Here is a 17,434-nt window from a genome sequence, read left to right as displayed (position 1 = left end):
CGCCCGCTGCGCGCGCTACCCTTGTCCTCCCTGAATACACTGCGGTGGAAGGCTTCCGCCCCACCCAAGGCAATGAAAAGCATCGAACATCGAGACTTCACCCTGTCGCCGGAAGACACCGAGCGGCTGGCCAACCTGTGCGGCCCCTTCGATGGGCACCTGCGCCAGATCGAGCTGAAGCTCGGCGTGGAGATCGCCAACCGCGGTTTCGTGTTCCGCATCAGCGGGCCCAACGAAGCCATCGTCGAGGCGCAGAAGCTGGTTGAAGCGCTGTACGCCGAAGCCGGCGAAACCACCTTCGACAACCACGCCATCCACCTGCGCCTGGCGCAGGCCAACGTCGAGCAGATCGCCGAACGCTCCTACGAAGCGCAGGAGGTGGCGATCAAGGTCAAGCGCGGCACGGTGCGCGGTCGCGGTGCCAACCAGGGCCGCTACCTGCACCAGATCGCCACGCATGACATCAACTTCGGCATCGGCCCGGCCGGCACCGGCAAGACCTTCCTTGCCGTGGCCAGCGCGGTCGAAGCGCTGAACGAATCACGGGTGCAGCGCCTGATCCTGGTGCGCCCGGCGGTGGAGGCCGGCGAGAAGCTGGGCTTCCTGCCCGGTGACCTGAGCCAGAAGGTCGACCCCTACCTGCGACCGCTGTACGACGCCCTCTACGAGATGATGGGCGTGGAGAAGGTGGTCAAGCTGCTGGAAAAGAACGTCATCGAAATCGCGCCGCTGGCCTACATGCGTGGCCGCACGCTCAACGATGCCTTCGTGATCCTGGACGAAGCACAGAACACCACCATCGAGCAGATGAAGATGTTCCTGACCCGCCTCGGCTACGGTTCCACCGCCGTGGTCACCGGCGACCTGACCCAGACCGATCTCCCCAAGCACGTGAAGTCCGGCCTGCGCGATGCCATCGACGTGCTGCGCGAGGTCGAGGGCGTCAGCTTCACCTTCTTCGAGTCGCGCGACGTGGTCCGCCACCCGCTGGTGGCGCGCATCGTCAGCGCCTACGATCGCCGTGACCTGCATCAGATCCAACCTGGAGCTACTCCATGACCCGTGGTCCCGTGCGACTGGACGTCGCCGTCAGTTATGCCCTGCCGCGCACCGGCCTGCCGGCGGCGGTCAGCTTCCGCAAGTGGGTGGCTGCTGCGCTGAAAGGCCGCATCCGCGAGGCCGACCTGGCCATCCGCGTGGTCGATGCCAAGGAAGGGCAGTCACTGAACCGCCATTATCGCGGCAAGGATTACGCGACCAACGTGCTCAGCTTCCCGGCCGAAGTGCCCGAAGGGCTGCCCAAGGGCGTGAAGTTTCCGCTGCTGGGCGACCTGGTGATCTGCGCACCGGTGGTGGCCCGCGAGGCCGATGAACAGGGCAAGGCGCTCAACGCCCACTACGCACACCTGACCGTGCACGGCGTGCTGCACCTGCTCGGCTGGGACCACGAGGACGACAAGGAAGCCGACGCCATGGAACAGCTGGAGCGCGAGATCCTGGCCGAGCTCGGCATCGCCGACCCCTACGCCGGCGAGCGCTGAGGCCCACGCACACCGGGATCTTCACGGAGGACGCGCCCATCGCGCTGCTGCCCGCACTCATCGCCGCTCTTCTGCAGGTGACCACTGCCCCGGGCATCGACCCCGGCCGGGAACGACCGTCGCCGTTCCCGGCCAGCGACAGCGCCGCCGACATTGCCGCCAAGGTCGCCGAGGTGCAGGCGTTCTTTGACGTCAGCCAACAGACGGCGCGCCAGGCGGTCGCCGAGGCGCAGCAGCACGCATTGATGGAACGTTTGAAAGCGCGCCACGCGGCACGCCTCGCCGGAATCTGGGTGGACAACGCGGCAGGTTGGAACGTCGTCGTTCGACTGACTGGCCCAGCACCCGCGGCCGATGAGACACATCCAGGGGCGGATGGCCCGCAACGCGTGCGCTACATCACCGGCGCCGCGATGACCGAAGCGGAGATGCAGCGCCGCCTGCACGCACAGCGGGACTGGCTGCTGGCCCAGCTGCCCGACCTGTTCGGCTATAGCCTGGATGTCACGACCGGGGAACTGGAGGTTGAGCTGCGGGATACCCCAGCCAACCGCGCGACGGCGGCGGCCGTGCGCGACCACTTGCAAGTGCAACTGGGCTACCCGGTCAGGCTGCGCTGGTACCCAGCGCCCACGCGCAGGCATCCGCCCTGATTGCCTTGGGGCGCTCGCGATGGCTGGCCGGGACCGGTACGATCACCGGCCTGCCTTCCGTTGCGGATCCCGTGCCCGTGCTGCGTATTGCCCTGCCCCTGCTGCTCGCCGTGTCCGCCCCGGCCGCTGCCCTGGACCTGCCGGCCCTGATTGAATGCCGCCAGGGCGTGGCCGAGCAGGCCGCGTTGGCGCCCCTGCTGGCTGATCCGCTGAAAGCCGTCGCCCACGGCCTGCAGCCGCTGCCGCAGGGCAACCAGTTCATGAGCGAGTACCGGCTGGCCCAGCCGATCAGCGTGTTCGGCGCCCGCACCGAACGGGTCGCCGTGGCCGGGTCCAGCGTCATGGCGATCCTCGACCAGGCCGATCCGCGGCCGCTGGCCAGGCAGCTGGGGCTGGAGACCGGCTACGACCAGGACGGCAAGTTCATGGCCGGCCGCGAGCTGGTCAGCCGCGACGTGACCGATCCGAAGACCGGCGAGGCCCGGATCGAGTCGATCATCCTCAGCGTCTCCACCGTGGCCTCCCATCCCGGCAAAACCCTGGCCGGCTGCACCTACAGCCTGGACCTGCCCGAGGAAGAAGCCCCCGCCCGGCCTGAACTGGCCCCGCCGCCGATCACCGGACCGGGCAGCGACGGTCACTGACAGGCCGCCACATCCTGCTAGACTTGGGCCAACGCCCGGCTTGCCGGGTGCCCTTTTTCCAGAGATGTCAGAAGACGACAGTAGTAGCTCCGCACAGGAGCCCAGTGAAAAGAAGCGCGGCTGGCTTGAACGCCTGACCTCCGCCTTCTCCGGCGAACCCCATACCCGCGACGAGCTGGTCGCTGTCCTGCACACCGCGCAGGAAGAGGGCCTGATCGCCGCCGATACCCTGAAGATGATGGAAGGCGCCATTTCGGTGGCCGAGTTGACCGTGGGCGACGTGATGATCTCGCGCTCGCAGATGGTTTCGCTGCCGGTCGAAGCGCCCTTCCTGGAACTGATGAAGCAGGTGGTCGAATCCGGCCATTCGCGCTTCCCGGTGCACGGCGAGAACAAGGACGACATCCTTGGCATCCTGCTGGCCAAGGACCTGCTGCGCGGCGTGGTCGCCGACAACGGCCCGGCCAACGTGCGCGAGCTGCTGCGCCCGGCAGTGCTGATCCCGGAGGCGAAGAAGCTCAACGTGCTGCTGAAGGAATTCCGCCTGTCACGCAACCACATGGCCATCGTGGTCGACGAGTACGGCGGTGTCGCCGGCCTGGTCACCATCGAGGACGTGCTGGAACAGATCGTCGGCGAGATCGACGACGAGCATGACGAGGCCGAGGATCCGTCGGCGCAGATCGCCATCCAGTCCGACGGCCAGTACGTGGTCGACGCGCTGACCCCGATCGGCGACTTCAACGAACGCTTCGGCGCTACCTTCTCCGACGAGGACTACGACACCATCGGTGGCCTGGTCACCGAGGCCGTGGGCCACCTGCCGGAAGTCGGTGACGAGCTGGCGCTGGACCGCTTCATGTTCCGCGTGGCCCGCGCCGATGCGCGCCGGGTCCAGGCCTTCCACGTGACCGTGCTGCCGCCGGACGCGCAGGACGACGCTTGAAGCGCGGCGCCCTCCTGGCACTGCGCCTGAGGCTGTGGCTGGCACTGTGCGTGCTGGCCACGGCCCTGCCGCTGGCCGCCTTCGCGCAGCCGGCGGCACCCGCTCCTGCTGCACCCGCCACCAGCGCCGAGGCTCCCGCCCCGCGCATCGGGGTGGTGACCATGCAGCCGGGCACCGTGTTCTTCGAGCGCTTCGGCCATGACGCCATCGTCGTGATCGATCCGCTCAGTGGCGAAGCGACCTCGTACAACTTCGGCTACTTCGATCCGTCCGAGGACGATTTCATCAGCCGCTTCGTGCGCGGCGACATGATGTACTACCTGGTGGCGCTGCCGCTGCAGCAGGACCTGTCGTACTACGACGAGACCGGCCGCGGCGCCAGCGTGCAGTGGCTGGACCTGCGCCCCGATCAGGCACGCGCCCTGGCCGCTGACCTGGCCGAGCGCGCCAAGCCGGAAAACGCGCGCTACCACTACGACTACTACACCGCCAATTGCGCCACGATGGTGCGCGACACGGTGGACAAGGCGCTGGATGGCGGCCTGCAGTCGCAGCTGTCGGGGCGTTCGCGCGGCAACACCTATCGCAGCGAGTCGGTGCGCCTGGCCTCGCCGGCACCGTGGATGTGGCTGGGCTTCGATGTCGGCCTCGGTCCGTTCGCCGACCAGCCGCTGTCGCGCTGGCAGGAAGCCTTCGTGCCGATGCGCTTGGCCGATGCACTGCGCCAGGCACGCAACAGCGACGGCCGGCCGCTGGTGCAGTCCGAACAGGAACTGCTGCCGCACCGCATCGACCCGGAGCCGAAGGAGTTCGCGCGCCGCTGGTGGCCGTGGCTGCTGTGTGGCCTGGTGATCGCCGCCGGCATACTGGCGCTGCGCAGCCGGCCGCGCCTGCTTGCCGGGCTGGCCCTGCCGTTCTGGCTGCTGTGTGCCATCGCCGGCAGCCTGCTGGTGTTCCTGTGGGGCTTCAGCACCCACTACGCCGCCTGGGCCAACCGCAACCTGCTGCTGCTTTCGCCACTGGCCGTGCTGTTGCTGCCAGGCGCGATCGCGCTGCTGCGCCGGCGCGCGCCGGGCCGCATGTTCAGGGTCGTGCTGTGGCTGCTGGCGGTGCAGGCCGTGGCGGCGCTGGTGCTGCACTGGCTGAGCCTGCAGGCGCAGTACAACGTGCAGTGGATCGTGCTTCTGCTGCCCGTCCACGTCGCGCTGGCATGGGTACTGGGGCGCCGTCCTCACTTGTCCGAAACACGGCACTGACGCACGATGGCGGGCATGTCATTGCCCGCCTCCGCTTCCGCCCCTGCCTCGGCCAATCCCGCCTGCGTCATCAACTGCGTCCACTACGATGACGACGGCAAACGCCACGACATCAGCCTGGATGCCATCAGCGATGTCATTGCCAGTGGCAACGGCTTCGTCTGGGTCGGCCTGTACGACCCCAACGACGATGTGCTGCTGAAACTGCAGGAAGAGTTCTGCCTGCACGACCTGGCCATCGAGGACGCGCGCAATGCGCACCAGCGACCCAAGGTCGAGACCTACGGCAATTCGCTGTTCGTGGTGGTGACCACCGCGCAGATGGTGGACGAACGCATCCAGTACGGCGAAACCCACGCCTTCCTCGGCCCGCGTTTCCTGGTGACGGTGCGCCACGGCGCCTCGCTGTCCTACGCCCCGGTGCGTGCACGGGTCGAGCGTGAACCGCAGCTGCTGAAGATGGGCCCGTCGTACTGCCTGTACGCGGTGACCGACTTCGTGGTCGACAACTACCTGCCGATCGTGCACCGCTTCCGCGACACCCTGGACCTGCTGGAAAAGGACATCTTTGCCGACAGCTACAAGCGCAGCACGGTGGTACGGCTTTACGAGCTCAAGCGCGAACTGAACAAGATGCGGATGGCGGTGGCACCGCTGCAGGATGTGCTGGCGCAGCTGCGCCGCTACCAGGGTGACCTGATTCCCGATGAAGTGAAGCTCTACGTGCGCGACGTGCATGACCACGCGGTACGCATCAGCGATGTGATCGACACCCTGCGCGAGATGCTGGGCACCGCACTGAGCGTGAACCTGTCGCTGGTGACGCTGGCGCAGGGCGAGACGGTCAAGCGCCTGGGTGCATGGGCCGCACTGCTGGCAGCGCCGACGCTGATCACCAGCTGGTACGGCATGAACTTCAGCCACATGCCCGAGCTGAGCCAGCCGTGGTCGTATCCGCTGATGATTGTCGGCGTGGGCGGTGTGTGCGTGGGCCTGTACCGGTTGTTCAAGCGCGCGAAGTGGCTGTAGCGCGAATCGACCAACGGTCGATACCCACCATGCACGGGGGCGTCGATACCCAGCAATACGGTAGGCCGCGACCGTTGGTCGTGGCACATGCCCCGCTTCTGGTAGTGCCGGCCGCTGGCCGGCAACCAGGGCAATGCCGGCCAGCGGCCGGCACTACCCTTCGGCATCAAGCCACGTAGACGGTCTTGATGTTCATGAACTCGTGGATGCCGTGGTCGGCCAGCTCCCGGCCGAAGCCGGACTGCTTGCTGCCACCGAACGGCAGCCGAGCGTCGCTCTTGACGATGGCGTTGACGAACGCGGCGCCGCATTCCATGCGCTGCGCGAAGGCTTCGCCGCGCACCGGGTCGCGCGTCCACACGCTGCCGCCCAGGCCGAAGCGGGTGTCGTTGGCCACGCGCAGCGCCTCGGCCTCATCCTTGACCCGGATCACCGCAGCCACCGGCCCGAACAGCTCCTCGTCGTAGGCAGGCATGCCTGGGCCGACCTGATCGAGCACGGTCGCCGGATAGCCCGCATGGGTGCCGGCAATGGGCTCGCCGCCGACCAGAACGCGCGCGCCCTTGGCGACGCTGGCCTGCACCTGCTTGTGCAGTTCGTCGCGCAGATCGGCACGGGCCATCGGCGCCAGCGTGGTGCCACGCTCACTGGGATCGCCATACTGGCGCTGGCCCGCGGCTTCAACGAAGCGTCGGGTGAAGTCATCGGCCACCGCATCGACCACGATGAAGCGCTTGGCCGCAATGCAGGTCTGCCCGCTGTTGTCGAAACGCGACTTCACCGCCGCCGCCACGGCCTTGTCGAGGTCGGCATCGTCGAGTACCACGAAGGCATCGCTGCCACCCAGCTCCATCACCGACTTCTTCAGCTGGCTGCCTGCAGTGGACGCGATCGAGCGCCCTGCCCGTTCGCTGCCGGTCAGCGTCACCGCCTTCACCCGTGCGTCGCGCAGCACCTCGGCAGCCTGGTCGTTGTCGATGTGCAGCACGTCGAACACGCCCTCAGGCAGGCCTCCGTCACGACACACCGTCAGGATCAGGTCGGCGCACTGCGGCACGTTGCTGGCGTGCTTGAGCAGGGCCACGTTGCCAGCCATGAACGCCGGGGCCAGGAAACGGAACACCTGCCAGACCGGGAAATTCCATGGCATCACCGCGAACACGCAGCCGATCGGCTCGTAACGCACGTAGCTGCGCTGGGCTTCGGTATCGATCAGCTGCGGCTTGAGATAGTCGGCCGCGTGGTCGGCGTAGTACTCGCAGGCGGCAGCGCACTTGTCGACCTCGGCCAGCGCCTCGGCCTTGAGCTTGCCCATCTCATGGGTCATCGCCTGCTGCAGGTCGTCGCGACGCGTGCGCAGCTGCGCGGCGATCTGGCGAAGGACGGCGCCGCGATCCTGCAGCGAGCGATCGGCCCAGCCGGGGAAGGCATCGGCGGCGGCCTGCAGGCGCTGCTCGATGTCAGCAGCGCCCATCAGTTCATGGCGGTAGGTCACCTGGCCGGTGGCCGGGTCGATGATCTCGACGGTCATGGGGGATCTCCATCTGGAAGACCCCCATTGTGCGCCGCTGTCCGTGAGCCGGGTGTTGCCGGCGCTGTCGACAGGCCGTGTACTCAGCCGTTGTCCTGCCGCGCCAGCTGCAGGTCGCGCTGGCGCCGCTTCTCGGCGCGGGCGTTGATGTACCAGCCGATCACCGCAGCGATCGACACCGCCGACACCAGCAATGTGGCCAACGCGTTGATCTTCGGACTGATGCCCATGCGCACCGAAGCGAACACCTTCATCGGCAGCGTGGTCGAGCCCGGCGTGGCCACGAAGCTGGCCACCACCACGTCATCCAGCGACAGGGTGAAGGCCAGCAGCCAACCCGCCACCAGCGCCGGCGCGATGATGGGCAGGGTGATGCGGGTGAACACGGTCAACCGGCTGGCGCCCAGGTCCATCGCCGCTTCTTCCAGCGACAGGTCCATTTCCTGCAGGCGCGAGGACACCACCACGGTGACGAAGCAGAGGGTGAAGGTCACGTGCGCGATCCAGATGGTGGCCAGGCCACGCGCCGGGAAGCCGGGAATCGCGCCCATCGATGCCAGCAGCGCCATCAGCGAGAAGCCCAGGATCACGTCCGGCATCACCAGCGGCGCGGTCACCAGCGCGCCGAACAGTGGCTTGCCACGGAATCGCTTGAAGCGGGTCATCACCATCGCCGCCAGCGTACCCAGCACGGTGGCGGTACAGGCGGTCCAGAACGCCACCACCAGGCTGGTCCACATCGCGTCCATCAGCGCGCGGTCGGCGAACAGGTCGCTGTAGGCGCGGGTGGAGAACCCGGCCCAGACCATCGCCAGCCGCGAGCTGTTGAACGAGTAGAACATCAACAACAGGATCGGCAGGTACAGGAAGGCGAAGCCGAGCAGCAGCACGCCCAGCCCCAGGCCCTTGGCGGTACGCGGGCTCATGCCTGCTTCCCTTCCAGCAGGCGCTGCTGGGAACGGTTGAACAGCAGGATCGGCACCAGCAGCAACAGGATCATCGCCACCGCCATCGCCGAAGCGCCCGGCCAGTTGCGGTTGTTGAAGAACTCGTTCCACAGCTGGCGGCCGACCATCAGCGTCTCCGAACCACCGAGCATTTCCGGGATCACGAACTCACCCACCGCCGGGATCATCACCAGCATGCAGCCTGCGATGATGCCGGCCTTCGACAGCGGCAACGTGATGCGCAGGAACGCCTGCCACGGCTTGGCGCCGAGGTCGTAGGCCGCTTCCAGCAGGCGGTGGTCATGCTTGACCAGGTTGGCGTACAGCGGCAGCACCATGAACGGCAGGTAGCAGTAGACGATGCCGATATAGGCGGCGGTCGGCGTATCGATCAGCTGCAGTTTCGGCAGCCCCATCGACGTCATCAGCGTCTGCAGGCCGGTGAACTGCAGGAACTGGTCGAGCAGGCCATTGCGGTCCAGGATTGCCTTCCACGCATACACGCGGATCAGGAACGAGGTCCACGACGGCAGCACCACCAGCATCATCGCCACATTGCGTGCGGCCGGCGACAGGCGCGCGATGGCATAGGCCATCGGATAGCCGATCAGCAGGGTGAAGAAGGTGGAGATCGCCGCGATCTTGATCGAGCTCAGGAACGCCTGCGCATAGATCGAATCGCGGAACAGCGCCAGGTAGTTCTCCAGGTTCAGCTTCAGCGAGAAGCCGCCGTCGGCGTACTGCAGCAGCCAGGTATACGGCGGCGAGCCGACCCGGCTGAGCGAGAAGCTGATCATCAGCACGATCAGGAACGGCACTGCGAAGAACAGCAGCAGCCACAGGTACGGAATGCCGATCACCGTGGCACGCAGCCCCGGCAGCCAGCGCTTCAGGCCGGCGACGCTCATGAGGTCAGCACCACGCCGTCGTTGTCGCGCCAGTGCACCCACACGCTGTCACCCCAGGTCAGGCCGTCGCTGGCCCAGCGCTGCGAGTTGGCGAAGTTGGCCAGCACCTTGGCGCCGCTGGGCAGCCGCACGTGGTAGACCGAATGGCTGCCGAAATAGGCGATGTCCTCGATCACGCCCTGCGCTTTGTTGGTGTGCCCTTCCGGCTCGTCCTTGCCGATCATCACCTTTTCCGGGCGCAGCGCGAATGCGACCGGCTGCCCTTCGTAACAGGTGATGCCATGGGCGATGTAGATCGGTGCCGGGAACAGCGGCGAGCGCACGGTCACGTACTCGGGCAGGTCCTCGTCGATCACCCCGTCAAACAGGTTGACCGAACCGATGAACTCGGCGACGAAGCGGTTGGCCGGCTGCTCGTAGACCTCGTCCGGCTTGCCGACCTGCTGGATCCAGCCGGCATCCATCACCGCGATGCGGGTGGCCATGGTCATCGCTTCTTCCTGGTCGTGGGTGACCATCACGCAGGTCACGCCCGACGACTCGATGATGCTGACCAGTTCCAGCTGCATCTGCGAGCGCAGCTTCTTGTCCAGCGCGCCCATCGGCTCGTCCAGCAGCAGCAGCTTCGGCCCCTTGGCCAGCGACCGCGCCAGCGCCACGCGCTGCTGCTGGCCACCGGACAGCTGGTGCGGCTTGCGCTTGCCCAGGTGGCCCATCTGCACCAGGTCGAGCATCTCGCCGACGCGCTTGCTGATCGCGTCCTTGCCCAGGCCATCCTGCTTCAGGCCGAAGGCAATGTTCTGTTCGACCGTCATGTGCGGGAACAGCGCATAGGACTGGAACATCATGTTGACCGGCCGCTGGTACGGCGGCAGCGCGTCCAGGCGCTGGCCATCGACGGTGATGCTGCCCTTGGTGGGCGTCTCGAAGCCGCCCAGGCAGCGCAGCAGGGTCGATTTGCCGCTGCCGGAGCCTCCGAGCAGGGCAAAGATCTCGCCCTTGCGCACGTCCAGATTGACGTCGTCGACGGCGACGAAACCGTCGAATTCCTTGCGCAAATCACGAATGGAGAGATAGCCGGGCGCACCGGTCGTGTCGACGACGGCGGCTACCGGCTGGGCTTCAACGGGCATGGGGGCTCCGGGAGCGGGCGGTGGACAGCGGCCGCCATTCTAACGGCCGGGGGCTGCAGGGGATATGACGGCAACGGGTGGCACCCACCGGGCCGGGGGGATCTGCAGATCTGGTGGGGGCCGACCGTTGGTCGGCCCCGCCGGAAAAGCATGCCGACCAACGGTCGGCACCCACCTGCCAGCCAGCCCTTAGCGCCCGGTCTTCACCTCGGTCCACAGCCGGGTGTAGAGCTTGTCGGTCTCCGGCGTGTTGATCGAGTAGGTGAACATCTTCTCGGCCACGTCGGCCGGCGGGTAGATGGTCGGGTCGGTACGGATCGCCTCGTCCACCAGCGGGGTCGCGGTCGGCACCGGGTTGGCGTAGTGGATGAAGTTGGTGTTGGCCGCGGCAACCTTCGGCTGCAGCAGGTAGTTGATGAAGGCGTACGCGGCTTCCGGATGCTTGGCGTCCTTCGGGATCGCCAGCATGTCGAACCACTGCGGTGCGCCTTCCTTCGGGATCGAATAGGCCACGTGCACGCCATTGCTGGCTTCCTCGGCGCGGTCGCGGGCCTGGATGATGTCACCCGACCAGCCGACCACCAGGCAGGTACCGCCGTTGGCCAGCGAACCCACGTACTGCGAGGAGTGGAAGTTCTGCACGTACGGGCGGATCGACTTCAGCAGGTCGGCGGCCTTCTGCAGCTCGGCCGGGTCGCCGCTGTGCGGGTCCAGGCCCAGGTAATGCAGTGCGATCGGGATCATGTCCGCCGGCGTGTCCAGGATGGTCACGCCGCAGTCCTTCATCTTGCTGATGTTCTCCGGCTTGAACACCAGGTCCCAGCTGTTGGCGATGTCGGCGCTGCCGCCGAAGCGCTGCTTCAGCATGTCCACGTTGTAGCCGATGCCGGTGGTGCCGATCATGTACGGCACGCCGTACTGGTTGCCCGGGTCCTGGGTGGCGATGCGCTTCATCACCGCCGGATCGAGGTTGGCCAGGTTCGGGATCTTGCTCTTGTCCAGCGGCAGGAACACACCGGCCTGGATCTGGCGACCGAAGAAGTTCAGGGTCGGCACCACCACGTCATAGCCGCTGTTGCCGGCCAGCAGTTTGGTCTCGACCATCTCGTCACTGTCGAACACATCGTAGGTCACCTTGATCCCGCTCTCCTTCTCGAAGGTCGGAATGGTGTCCTCGGCGATGTAATCGCTGTAGTTGTAGACGTTCAGGACCTGGCTGTCCTGCGCGCCGCCATTGCCACCGCCACAGGCGGCGAGCATGGCGGAGGCCAGGCCGAGCGTGAGGATACGCAGCTTCATCGGGTGCTCCAGAATGCGGGAAGGGGGGGCCGGCGGGGCCGGCGACGGGTGCCAGCCTACCCCCCGGCGGCGGATTTTTCTATTCCGGATGCTCAGACGTTCAGCAGCAGGAACTCGCGCTCCCACGAGCTGATGACGCGGAAAAAGGTCTCGTATTCCTTGCGCTTGACCGAGATGTAGGCCCGGCAGAAGCGCTCGCCCAGCAGGGCCTGCAGCTCGCTGCACCGCTCCAGCCCGTCCAGCGCCTCGCCCAGCGAGCGCGGCAGGTCGTAGCCCAGTTCCTTGGCGCTGCCGGTCACCGGCGCATCCGGTGCCAGCCGCTCGCGGATGCCCAGCAGGCCGCAGGCCAGGGTCGCGGCCATCGCCAGGTAGGGATTGGCATCGGACCCGGCGAAACGGCTCTCCACGCGCATGTTCTCCGGCGTATCCAGCGGCACGCGCAGGCCGCAGGTGCGGTTGTCGAAGCCCCAGTGGACGTTGCTCGGCGAGACTTCGCCGAACACCAGCCGGCGGTAGGAGTTCACGTTCGGCGCGAAGAACGCCATCGCCTGCGGTGCGTACTTCTGCAGGCCGCCCAGGTAGTGGCCGAACACCGGGCTGAACTCGCCCTCGGCATCGGTCTCGCCGGCGAACACGTTGCTGCCATCGCTCACCCGCACCAGGCTCTGGTGGATGTGCATGGCACTGCCCGGCTCGTTTTCCATCGGCTTGGCCAGGAACGTGGCATACACCCCGTGGCGCATCGCCGCTTCGCGCATGGTGCGCTTGAACAGGAACACCTGGTCGGCCAGGTCCATCGCATCGGCATGGGTGAAGTTGACCTCCAGCTGCGCCGCGCCGGACTCGTGGATCAGCGTGTCCACGTCCAGCTTCATCGCATCGGCGTAGTCGTACATCAGGTCGAGGATCGGGTCGAACTCGTTGACCGCATCGATCGAGTACGACTGCCGCGCGGTCTCCGGGCGCCCGGAGCGGCCGGCCGGTGGCAGCAGCGGGAAGTCCGGGTCGGTGTTCTTCTGCACCAGGAAGAACTCCAGTTCCGGCGCCACCACCGGGCGCAGGCCCAGCTCGGCGTAGGCTGCCAGCACGCGGCGCAGCACGTTGCGCGGCGCCAGTTCGTGCGGCTCACCGCTCTTGGTGTAGCAATCGTGGATGACCTGCGCGGTGGCGTCGGCCGCCCACGGCACCATGCGCACCGTGTCCGGATCGGGGCGCAGCATCATGTCCGAGTCCGACGGCGAGGTCAGCTCGTAATAATCGTCAGGGAACTCGCCGGTGACGGTGGTGGCGAAGATGCCCTCAGGCAGGCGCGTGCCGTAATCGTGCGAGAACTTGTCGGCGGGAATGATCTTGCCGCGCGCGTTGCCGGTGATGTCCGGCACCAGGCATTCCACCTCGGTGATGCGCCGCTCCTTCAGCCAGCGCAGCAGCGTGCTTTCCTGCGGTGCGGGGGGCGTGGCCGTCTTGCGCGGGCGCGTTCGGGAACTCATCGGGAATCCAGTCGGTTCTGTTGGTGCTGCCGGCAAGCCTGGCCGAACGCACGGAAAATAGCGTGATAGAACGGCGCCTGCATGACACGCCACTCCGGGTGCCACTGTACGCCGAGCACGAAACGATGGTGCAGGCTGCGTGCCGCTTCGACCAGCCCATCGTCGGCCACGGCCTCGACCTGCAGCCCCTGCGCCAGGCGGGCGACACCCTGCCCGTGTACCGAATTGACCTGCGCGCGGCCACTGCCGTGCCACTGCGCCAGCCAGCCATCGGCGGCCAGCGTGACCGCGTGCGCCGGCCCATACTGCACCTCCACCGGCGCCTGCGGTTCTTCGCGATGGTCGGCCAGGCCAGGCACCGCGTGCACCTGCGGATGCAGGCTGCCGCCCAGCGCGACGTTCAACTCCTGGAAGCCGCGGCAGATCGCCAGCACCGGCAGGTCCAGCGCCAGTGCCTCGTGCAGCAACGCAAAGGCATTGGCATCGCGGGCCGGGTCATGTGGATTGCCTGGCCAGCTGCGACCACCTTCATAGTGCTGCGGTTCGATATTGCTGACTGCACCGGTCAACAGAAGGCCATCGAGCCCCTGCAGCCAGTCGCCGGCCGGCAGCGGTGGCTGCAGGCTCGGCAACACTACCGGAGTCACCTCGGCCGCCTCGGCCAGCGCGCGCACGTACTTCTCGCCGGCCACCACGAAACGGTGATGGCCGAGCACGGTGCTGTCGGTGGGCAGGCCCACCCAGGGCAGGCGGCGCATGGGAAAACTCCTTGGCGTGCCGACACGTTACCCGTCGCCCGGCGAAGGCGGCAAGTCGGTGCCGTCACACCACAGCCGTCACGCATCGGCGAAACTACCGGGGTGAACGCCGATCGACCTGCCCCGCTCCGCCCTCCCGCCCTGCACCCGCGAGGCCTGCAGTGAGCGCCGCGTTCCCGCCCAGCTGGTACGCCGCCAGCCTGCCCGAACCGCCCGCACTGCCCCCGCTGCAGGGTAATGTGCAGGCCGACGTTGCGGTGCTGGGCGCCGGCTATACCGGCCTGACCGCAGCCCTGGAACTGGCGGCACGTGGCCGGCGCGTGGTAGTGCTGGAAGCGCAGCGGATCGGCTGGGGCGCGTCCGGCCGCAACGGCGGGCAGGCGCTGGTCGGCTATGGCTGCGAGGTGGACGAACTGGAGCGTCAGCTCGGTCGTGATGATGCGCGCCACCTGTTCGACTGGTCGCGCGACGCGGTGCAGGCGATGCGCGCCCGCATCAATCGCCACGGCATTGACTGCCATTGGGTGGAAGGCCACGCCAGCGTCGCCATCCGCGAACGCCATGAACGGGAGCTGCGCGTCCACTGCGAGCACCTGCAACGCCACTACGACTACCCCATGCAATGGTGGGACCGTGACGCCCTGCGCGCGCAGCTGGACAGCCCGCGCTATCGTGCCGCGATGTTCGATCCGCTCAGCGCGCACCTGCACCCGCTGGCCTATGCGCGCGGTCTGGCCGATGCGGCGCGCGCGGCCGGCGTGGTGATCCACGAGCATTCGGCGGTAACCCGCGTGCAGCGCGGACCGCAGCCGACCCTGCACACCGCCCACGGCAGCGTACGCGCCGCGCATCTGGTGGTGGCCGGAAATGCCTGGCTGCAGGGCCTGCTGCCCGAGCTGGAACGGCGGATCATGCCGGTCGGCACCTATATCGGCGCCAGCGCGCCGCTGGGGGCCGAGCGCGCCCGCGCCCTGATCGGCAACGACATGGCCGTGGCCGACACCGCCTGGGCATTGGACTATTTCCGCCTCAGCCACGACCACCGCCTGCTGTTCGGGGGGCGCGCCAGCTACTCGGCGCTGCCCCCACCCGGCCTGCGTGGGGTGATGCAACGGCGCATGCACCAGGTGTTCCCGCAGCTGGCCGACGTGGCACTGGACCAGGTATGGGGCGGCTACGTCGACATCACCCGCAACCGCGCCCCGCATTGGGGCCGGCTGGACGGCGACCTGTACTTCGCGCAGGGCTTCTCCGGCCATGGGGTGGCCGCCGCCGGGCTGGCCGGCGAGGTGATCGCCGCCGCCATTGCCGGCCAGAGCGAGCGCCTGGACGTGTTCCAGCGCCTTCGGCATGCGCCCTTCCCCGGCGGCCGGCTGCTGCGCACGCCGCTGCTGGTGGCGGCGATGTCCTGGTACAAGCTGCGGGATGCGTTGTGGTGAAGATTCTGCATCTCCACCTGTATTGAACGTTCTGACAAACGTACCGCAGCGCTGATCGTGCTGCACACGTCACAGATTTTCACGCGACATCTGTGATGGATGGCTGGACAATTTCCTAAATGCGCAGCTATGCAATTGCATAATCGTTCGCAGACCGATACCGTCCTGAGAAACCGGGCCCCGCGGCGAATGGATGCTGACAGGGGACACGTAGGAGAGGGGGACGTGCGATTGGACTGGTGGAAAGAAGGATTGTTGCTGAAGGTGCGCATTCGTCCGGCTGGCCTGATGATTGCCTTGCTTTATGCAGTGGCCTATTGGGCAACCCGACAGCTGTCGCTGGATCAGTTCTATTTGCCAGCCGGCATCCGGGTGGCAGCCGTGCTGTTGTGCCCGCCGCGCCTGTGGCCCTACCTGCTGCTGGGCGAATATGCATACTTTGCACAGTCCCGCGTGCCGATGATCGAGAAGTACGGCCTGACATGGGTCATTGTTGCCTCCGCATTCCTCATGCCAGCGGTGATGCTGATTGTGAAGCTGCAACGGCGACTGATGGCGGAGTCGCAGACGATCGGCCTCTTGTTGATTGCCGCCGCTTCCAGCGTCGTTATTACTCTGCTCAACCTCAGCTTTTCCCATCTGCTCTGGCCAACACCTCCTTCCACACCCTTCCTGACCAATGCCGCGCGCTTCAGCGTGGGTGATTTCATCGGCATTCTGACGGTGGCCCCCATCGCCATGCTGTGGGCGCGGCAGGACGTGGGGCAGGAGTGGAACGCTCGACGAAAGACCCCGATGCTGGCAGCACTTTCATCGATGCTGCTGATCGGGATAGCAGCGACTCAACTGCCCGCAGACTGGATTGCATTGAAGGCAACGTTCCTGCTGCTGTTGGCACTCCCCGCGGCCGCGCTTACCTGCCTGTATGGCTGGAAGGGGGCTGCCCTTGCAGTGCCGGTGCTCAACATGGTCATCGGCCTGACCACGCCCAACACCCATCCCACCGCATTCGATCCAGCGGCCTTCATCACCCAGCAGATCATGGCGATCAGCGGCATCGTATTGCTGCTGCTCGGATCACGCATCACCCACTTCTACCACCGTTACAGGCTGCGCGAGATGGGGGAAAGGGACGCCATCCATCTGGCGAGGAGCTCGCAATTGGCCAGCGAGATGGAGCTGCGTGAACGTGCCCTGCACCTTCGCAAGCTCGGCGACGGCATTGATACGTCGCTGGTTGAGCTGGCCGAATGGCTCAAGGCCCAGGGACATCACGCAGTGGCCAACAGCCTTCTGCATACCTCGAATGTACATTCGCGGCTCTTTCGCGAACAGACAAGCATGGTCTATCCCTCGGGCCTGGAGCATCTTGGGCTTTACGTGGCCCTGCAGGCGGGTGGCATCCGTGAGTCGTGGAAGCTGACGGAGCGCGTTCTCCGCCCGGATCTGAAAGGCGACCCCTGCAACCTGAGCGTGGAACTGCAGTTGGCCGCTTACCGGACACTGATTGATGCGGTCTCCATTCTTCTCAAGCATGAAGGTGGTCAGATTCGCATTCGTGCAAGGTGCGGCGGAATGGGCTCCAGGCGCGGAATCCTCATGGTCGTGTCACTGCTGGAACAGCGCAGACGCCTTTCCAAGCAGACAACGATGGCAGCGTTCGAGCGACTGACCGGGCGAACCCTCCCCTATGACGGGACCGTTGACTGCTATCGCAACCGGGTCAGGATTCTGTTCCTCGACCGCGAAACCAGACTGGAGGCAGTAGCCAGTACTCCATCGCGGTACGGCTGCCCCGCACCCTCTGCGCTGCAGTAGTGCATTTCACAGTCAAGCGACCGGATCGAACCAACACAGCAG

Annotated in this window: 16 protein-coding genes; 9 read left to right on the top strand and 7 right to left on the bottom strand. The window is 66.6% G+C overall.

All coding sequences use genetic code 11. The features are described from left to right. The first annotated feature begins 72 nt into the window (after positions 1-72). The 7 genes from ACT6SE_RS06380 to ACT6SE_RS06350 all read left to right on the top strand — a co-directional run bounded on the left by ACT6SE_RS06380 (position 73) and on the right by ACT6SE_RS06350 (position 6,069). Positions 73-1,059 (top strand): PhoH family protein, encoded by a 987-nt coding sequence (locus ACT6SE_RS06380; protein ID WP_032960924.1) that lies wholly within the window; start codon positions 73-75, stop codon positions 1,057-1,059. Continuing rightward, positions 1,056-1,541 carry an rRNA maturation RNase YbeY gene (gene ybeY, locus ACT6SE_RS06375; RefSeq protein WP_014036587.1) on the top strand — a complete coding sequence of 162 codons (486 nt, stop codon included), beginning with the start codon at positions 1,056-1,058 and terminating at the stop codon, positions 1,539-1,541. The genes ACT6SE_RS06380 and ybeY overlap by 4 nt, the downstream gene beginning before the upstream one ends. 77 nt (positions 1,542-1,618) lie before the next feature. Continuing rightward, positions 1,619-2,194, top strand: coding sequence for a hypothetical protein (locus ACT6SE_RS06370; RefSeq protein WP_235319589.1), 576 nt, complete (start codon positions 1,619-1,621; stop codon positions 2,192-2,194). 77 nt (positions 2,195-2,271) lie between these two features. After that, on the top strand, positions 2,272-2,838 hold the full coding sequence (locus ACT6SE_RS06365) for a hypothetical protein (protein ID WP_014646571.1): 567 nt from the start codon (positions 2,272-2,274) through the stop codon (positions 2,836-2,838). Between the two features lie 64 nt (positions 2,839-2,902). Further along, complete coding sequence (locus ACT6SE_RS06360) at positions 2,903-3,784, top strand: HlyC/CorC family transporter (RefSeq protein ID WP_014036584.1); 882 nt, start codon at positions 2,903-2,905, stop codon at positions 3,782-3,784. Continuing rightward, the gene (locus ACT6SE_RS06355; RefSeq protein WP_046429793.1) at positions 3,781-5,040 is read left to right on the top strand and encodes a lipoprotein N-acyltransferase Lnb domain-containing protein; all 1,260 of its coding nucleotides are present in this window, start codon (positions 3,781-3,783) and stop codon (positions 5,038-5,040) included. The genes ACT6SE_RS06360 and ACT6SE_RS06355 overlap by 4 nt, the downstream gene beginning before the upstream one ends. A gap of 6 nt (positions 5,041-5,046) precedes the next feature. Then, a complete protein-coding gene (locus ACT6SE_RS06350) occupies positions 5,047-6,069 on the top strand; it encodes a magnesium and cobalt transport protein CorA (RefSeq protein WP_014646569.1) in 1,023 nt (340 codons plus the stop codon). Positions 6,070-6,235: 166 nt separating this feature from the next. Here the strand turns inward: ACT6SE_RS06350 and ACT6SE_RS06345 are convergent, their stop codons facing one another. From ACT6SE_RS06345 to ACT6SE_RS06315, 7 genes are all read right to left on the bottom strand, one after another. Then, positions 6,236-7,600 (bottom strand): NAD-dependent succinate-semialdehyde dehydrogenase, encoded by a 1,365-nt coding sequence (locus ACT6SE_RS06345; RefSeq protein WP_014646568.1) that lies wholly within the window; start codon positions 7,598-7,600, stop codon positions 6,236-6,238. An 83-nt stretch (positions 7,601-7,683) separates the two neighbouring features. Next, the gene (locus ACT6SE_RS06340; RefSeq protein WP_005415928.1) at positions 7,684-8,526 is read right to left on the bottom strand and encodes an ABC transporter permease subunit; all 843 of its coding nucleotides are present in this window, start codon (positions 8,524-8,526) and stop codon (positions 7,684-7,686) included. Then, positions 8,523-9,455 (bottom strand): ABC transporter permease subunit, encoded by a 933-nt coding sequence (locus ACT6SE_RS06335; protein WP_014646567.1) that lies wholly within the window; start codon positions 9,453-9,455, stop codon positions 8,523-8,525. The genes ACT6SE_RS06340 and ACT6SE_RS06335 overlap by 4 nt, the downstream gene beginning before the upstream one ends. Continuing rightward, positions 9,452-10,588, bottom strand: coding sequence for an ABC transporter ATP-binding protein (locus ACT6SE_RS06330; protein WP_014646566.1), 1,137 nt, complete (start codon positions 10,586-10,588; stop codon positions 9,452-9,454). Before ACT6SE_RS06330 ends, ACT6SE_RS06335 begins: the two co-directional genes overlap by 4 nt. A gap of 189 nt (positions 10,589-10,777) precedes the next feature. Further along, a complete protein-coding gene (locus tag ACT6SE_RS06325; RefSeq protein WP_014646565.1) occupies positions 10,778-11,887 on the bottom strand; it encodes a polyamine ABC transporter substrate-binding protein in 1,110 nt (369 codons plus the stop codon). Between the two features lie 92 nt (positions 11,888-11,979). After that, complete coding sequence (locus ACT6SE_RS06320; RefSeq protein ID WP_046429791.1) at positions 11,980-13,377, bottom strand: glutamine synthetase family protein; 1,398 nt, start codon at positions 13,375-13,377, stop codon at positions 11,980-11,982. Next, positions 13,374-14,135: a gamma-glutamyl-gamma-aminobutyrate hydrolase family protein gene (locus ACT6SE_RS06315; protein WP_032960941.1), complete on the bottom strand. Its 762-nt coding sequence runs from the start codon at positions 14,133-14,135 to the stop codon at positions 13,374-13,376. Before ACT6SE_RS06315 ends, ACT6SE_RS06320 begins: the two co-directional genes overlap by 4 nt. Before the next feature lie 161 nt (positions 14,136-14,296). On the opposite strand from ACT6SE_RS06315, the gene ACT6SE_RS06310 reads away from it, so the two are divergent. Beyond that, complete coding sequence (locus tag ACT6SE_RS06310) at positions 14,297-15,574, top strand: NAD(P)/FAD-dependent oxidoreductase (RefSeq protein WP_046429788.1); 1,278 nt, start codon at positions 14,297-14,299, stop codon at positions 15,572-15,574. Between the two features lie 225 nt (positions 15,575-15,799). Then, positions 15,800-17,392, top strand: a complete 1,593-nt coding sequence (locus ACT6SE_RS06305) for an MASE1 domain-containing protein (protein ID WP_046429789.1) — start codon at positions 15,800-15,802, stop codon at positions 17,390-17,392. The last annotated feature ends 42 nt before the right edge of the window (positions 17,393-17,434 follow it).

The organism is Stenotrophomonas sp. LC732, from assembly GCF_052446685.1.
GTDB lineage: Bacteria > Pseudomonadota > Gammaproteobacteria > Xanthomonadales > Xanthomonadaceae > Stenotrophomonas > Stenotrophomonas muris.
The sequence above is the reverse complement of the archived record's forward strand: the minus strand, read 5'-3'. Positions and strand labels throughout refer to the sequence as shown.